At 64.7% G+C, this 4,733-nt stretch carries 5 protein-coding genes; 3 read left to right on the top strand and 2 right to left on the bottom strand.

Annotated features, from left to right (window positions below; genetic code table 11):
- Positions 1-53: 53 nt before the first annotated feature.
- Positions 54-560, top strand: a complete 507-nt coding sequence (locus F0Q45_RS24375) for a SixA phosphatase family protein (RefSeq protein ID WP_188113138.1) — start codon at positions 54-56, stop codon at positions 558-560.
- Here F0Q45_RS24375 and F0Q45_RS24380 read toward each other — a convergent pair.
- Together F0Q45_RS24380 and F0Q45_RS24385 are read right to left on the bottom strand one after the other, a co-directional pair.
- On the bottom strand, positions 557-1,099 hold the full coding sequence (locus F0Q45_RS24380) for a DUF3558 domain-containing protein (RefSeq protein WP_149656337.1): 543 nt from the start codon (positions 1,097-1,099) through the stop codon (positions 557-559). The genes F0Q45_RS24375 and F0Q45_RS24380 overlap by 4 nt on opposite strands.
- The gene (locus tag F0Q45_RS24385) at positions 1,096-1,647 is read right to left on the bottom strand and encodes a DUF3558 domain-containing protein (RefSeq protein WP_149656338.1); all 552 of its coding nucleotides are present in this window, start codon (positions 1,645-1,647) and stop codon (positions 1,096-1,098) included. The genes F0Q45_RS24380 and F0Q45_RS24385 overlap by 4 nt, the downstream gene beginning before the upstream one ends.
- A 148-nt stretch (positions 1,648-1,795) precedes the next feature.
- Here F0Q45_RS24385 and F0Q45_RS24390 point away from each other — a divergent pair, with 148 nt between their 5' ends.
- Together F0Q45_RS24390 and F0Q45_RS24395 are read left to right on the top strand one after the other, a co-directional pair.
- A complete protein-coding gene (locus tag F0Q45_RS24390; RefSeq protein WP_149656339.1) occupies positions 1,796-3,544 on the top strand; it encodes an ABC transporter ATP-binding protein in 1,749 nt (582 codons plus the stop codon).
- An 8-nt stretch (positions 3,545-3,552) separates the two neighbouring features.
- Positions 3,553-4,733, top strand: a 1,181-nt coding sequence (locus tag F0Q45_RS24395) for an ABC transporter permease (RefSeq protein ID WP_149656341.1), incomplete at its 3' end; no start/stop codon positions are given.

Genomic DNA, 4,733 nt, shown 5'->3' on the forward strand with positions numbered 1-4,733 from the left:
AGACGACGACGCGGCATAGCCACCCGGAATCGGGACTCACTAACGTGAGCCCAATGAATGAGCAGCACCGCAGCCTCGTGCTGATGCGGCATGCCAAGTCGGCCTACCCGGACGGGGTTGGCGACCATGAGCGACCGCTGGCGGCACGAGGCGTCCGAGAGGCCGGTCTGGCCGGCGACTGGCTGCGCGCCAACCTGCCAACGATCGACAGCGTGCTGTGCTCGACGGCGGCTCGCACTCGAGAGACCTTGGCACGCATTGGCATCGATGCGCCGGTGCGTTACGTCGAGCGGCTCTACGGCGCCGCACCTGGCACCGTGATCGACGAGATCAACCGGGTAGCCGACGAGGTCAAGACCCTGCTCGTCATCGGCCACGAGCCGACAACGTCGGCACTGGCCCTCATCCTGACAGGCGACACCGACACCGCTGCAGCCCAACGCATTTCGGAGAAGTTTCCGACGTCGGCGATCGCGGTGCTAGGCGTCCCAGGCCACTGGGCCGACCTCGAGCCAAGCGGGGCCGCGCTCGTCGCCTTCCACGTACCGCGCAGCGGCTAAGCGTTGGTGGCCAGCGTCAGCTCCATCAGCTTGATGGCCTGCGCGCAGGCATCGATGCCGGGCGCTTGCGGGTTGACCCACCAGCCCACCACGCCCGCCGCATCGCTGGCGACGCCGCACGCGCCGTTGGGGTCGCCGGGGCGCATCACAATCGAGTCGATGCCCTGGATCGTTCGATTCTCGATCTGGTATTTCAGGCCCTCGGCGACCTTGCGCTCGTTGCTCAGACTGCCCTGCTCGAACCAGAACCGGGTGATGTCGATCAATCCGGCCGGGTTGGCGGCCTGCCACCGGCATATCGCGCCGACGAATGTGCTTTGGATGTCCAGCGGATCAGCGCCCACGGTCTTGGCCAGGATGTCGGTGGTCAGCACCTCACATTCCTTGAGCAGGTTCGGGTACTGCCGTTCGGAGTTGTCGTTGCGCGGGACGCCGCCCGCACCGGCCTTGACAGCGGTTCCCGAAATCGACTTGGTGCATCCGGTCACGAGACATAGCGCGGCGATCAGGGTCGCCACCACGACCAGGAGACGTCTCATTTCGAGTTCGCAATCGACTGGCGGGCCAGTTCTTTGGCGATGTCACAGGGCGGTGGGAAGGGCTTTTGGCTAAAGCTCACCGACCACTCGATGAAGTCGTCCTGGAACTGGATCCCCACTTCGCACAGTGAGTCGCCCAGGCTGGGCTCGTTGCCGATCGCGATGAAACCGCTGTGACCATTGATGTTGATGTCCTCAACACTTGCGCGCGACAATTCCTCAGTCTTGCGTTCCCGCCCGATCGGGCTGCCGCGGTACCAGGAGAAGGAAAAGTGCGGTCCCACGATGCCGCCGCCGGCCAGCCATTGGCAGCCCACCGAGTTCTTCGCCGTGTTGACCAGCCCCGCGATCCTGGTCAGCTCCGCCACCGTTTGATCGCTGACGCCGCCGCACTGCGGGAAAAAGGGTCCGTGCTTGCCCTCGGCAGTACCCGGCGTCGATGTGATCGTCGCACCCGGCTTGTTGTCTCCGGAACTGGAGCAACCGGCAATCGCGAAACCACACACCACCGCTACCGCCAGGGCCAGCGTCGTCACATTGCGTCGCACCGCGTACCTCTTCTACTGCTGGTCACAGCATGCACTGTAGCCGCAGCCCTGCGGGTCAACCACCGACACGCCACTTGATCAGGCATTTCGGGCCGGCTGGTGAGCCCGGCGCGGCGGCTGAGCAGGCGCGGTATGCGACAGTTACCCCATGCTCCTGGCACTGCTGCGCCAGTACATCCGCCCGTACCGCCGGCTCATCGCAGTACTCATGCTGCTGCAGCTGGTCAGTACCCTCGCTGCGCTGTACCTTCCCACGGTCAACGCCGCGATCATCGACGAAGGTGTCGCCAAGGGTGACACCTCCACCATCGTCAGGCTAGGCGTGGTGATGCTGGCGGTCACCGGCTTCCAGGTGCTGTGCGCGGTGGGTGCCATCTACTTTGGCTCACGGACCGGGACGGGCTTCGGCCGGGACCTGCGCAGCGCGGTGTTCGAACACGTCGTCAGCTTCTCCGAACGGGAGACTGCCCGATTCGGCGCGTCGACATTGCTGACCCGGAGCACCAACGACGTCCGGCAGATCGTTTTCCTGGTCCAGATGACGGCCACCGTATTGGTGACCGCACCGATCATGTGTGTTGGCGGCATCCTCATGGCCATCCACCAGGAGGCCGCGCTGACCTGGCTGCTACTGGTCAGCATCCCGATCATGGCCATGGCGAACTACTGGATTATGACGCACATGCTGCCACTGTTTCGCAGCATGCAAAGCCGGATAGACGCCATCAACCGGGTGCTGCGCGACCAGCTGGCCGGCGTCCGAGTGGTCCGCGCGTTTACCCGGGAAGGCTTTGAGCGCGACAAGTTCGCTCAGGCGAACACCGCGCTCTCCGAAACCGCCTTGGGTGCGGGTAATTGGCAAGCGCTGATGCTGCCGGTGACCACCCTGACCATCAATGTGTCCAGCGTCGCGGTGATCTGGTTCGGGGGCTTACGCATCGACCAGGGACACATGCAGGTCGGCTCGCTGAGCGCCTTTCTGGCCTATTTTGCCCAGATCCTGATGGCGGTATTGATGGCGACGATGACGCTGGTCGTGCTACCGCGAGCGTCGGTATCCGCCGAACGCATCACGGAGGTGCTTTCCACCCGGGCCGCGGTGCAAAACCCACCGCACCCCGCATTCCCACCGGATGGGATCAAGGGAGTGGTCACCTTGAACGGTGCCACATTCACTTATCCCGGCGCCGATTTCCCGGTGCTACACGATATCTCGTTGACAGCTCGGCCCGGTACCACCACCGCAATCGTTGGCAGCACCGGTTCGGGTAAGTCAACGTTGGTGTCGCTGATCTGCCGGCTGTACGACGTCACCGGCGGCACCGTCCAAATCGACGGTATCGACGTCCGCGATTACCACACCGAAAGACTTTGGGGTGCAATAGGACTGGTACCCCAGCGCGGCTACTTGTTTTCCGGCACCGTCGCGGACAACCTGCGCTACGGCGCGACCCCAGCACAGATCGTGACCGAGGAAGAGATGTGGGCGGCACTGCGGATCGCCGCTGCCGACGATTTCGTGCGGGCACACGGGCTGCATATGCGCGTCGCCCAGGGCGGAGCCAACTTTTCCGGTGGGCAACGCCAACGGCTGGCGATTGCCCGGGCCGTCATTCGTCACCCTGCCATCTATCTGTTCGACGACGCGTTTTCGGCTCTGGACGTGCACACCGAGGTCCGGGTCCGCGCGGCGCTGCGCAACGTAGCCAGCACAGCTACGATTATTGTTGTCACACAACGAGTGTCGACAGCAGCCCAGGCCGACCAGGTGATCGTCGTCGACAACGGCCGAGTCGTTGGCGCGGGCATCCACGACTCCTTGATCGCCGATTGCCCCACCTATGCCGAATTCGCCACCTCACAGTCGGTGGCCGCCGGCGTCGGAGGCCCGCCGTGACCGCTGCGATGAGTCAGCGGCCGCGAGGCGCGGCGCCACCCCCTAACCTGCGGTCGCAAGACTTCTGGGGTTCGGCCACCCGCCTGATGAAACGGCTAGCGCCGCACCGCCGGCTGAGTCTCGCGGTGATCGCGTTGGGTATCGCCGGCACGGCGATCGGTGTGGCGGTGCCGCGAATCCTGGGCCACGCCACCGATCTGCTGTTCAACGGCGTGATCGGACGACAGCTGCCGGCCGGACTCACCAAGGCACAGGCCATCGCGGCAGCCCGAGCCCGTGGTGACAATACCTTCGCCGACCTGCTCGCGGGGATGAATGTGGTACCTGGTCTGGGCGTGGACTTCGGCGCGGTGGCACGCACCCTGGCCCTGGCGCTGGCGCTGTACCTCGTTGCCTCGCTGCTCATTTGGGGCCAAGCCCGACTGCTGAACGTCACCGTACAGCGGACCGTCACCGCGTTGCGGTCCGATGTGGAGGAGAAAGTGCACCGGCTGCCGTTGTCCTACTTCGACGGATGTCAGCGCGGCGAGCTGCTGAGCCGGGTCACCAACGATATCGACAACGTCCAGTCGTCGCTGTCGATGACGATCAGCCAGCTGGTGACGTCGGTTCTGACAGTCGTGGCCGTGCTTTTCATGATGATGTGGATTTCGCCGCTGCTGGCGCTGATCACGGTGCTGACGGTGCCGCTGTCACTGCTGGTGACGCGGGCGATCACGCGGCGCTCGCAACCACTGTTCGTGGCGCATTGGACCAGTACTGGGCGCCTCAACGCCCACATCGAAGAAACCTACAGCGGGTTCACGCTGGTCAAGACCTTCGGCCACCAGGCCGCGGCCCGAGCACAGTTCCGCCGGCTTAACGACGACGTCTACCAGGCCAGCTTGGGTGCCCAGTTCTTCTCCGGTTTGGTGGCACCGGCGACGACGTTCATCGGCAACCTGGGTTACGTTGCGGTGGCGGTGGCGGGCGGCTTACAGGTTGCCACTGGGCACATCACGCTGGGCAGCATCCAGGCGTTCATTCAGTACGTCCGGCAATTCAACACACCGGTGGGCCAAGTCGCCGGGATGTACAACACCCTGCAGTCCGGCGTGGCCAGCGCCGAGCGGGTGTTCGAGCTGCTCGACGAGCCCGAAGAGTCACCGGACCCCAAACCGGCACCGGACCACCGTCCGGCGCTGCCCGG

Source organism: Mycobacterium simiae (genome assembly GCF_008370645.1).
Lineage (GTDB): Bacteria > Actinomycetota > Actinomycetes > Mycobacteriales > Mycobacteriaceae > Mycobacterium > Mycobacterium simiae_A.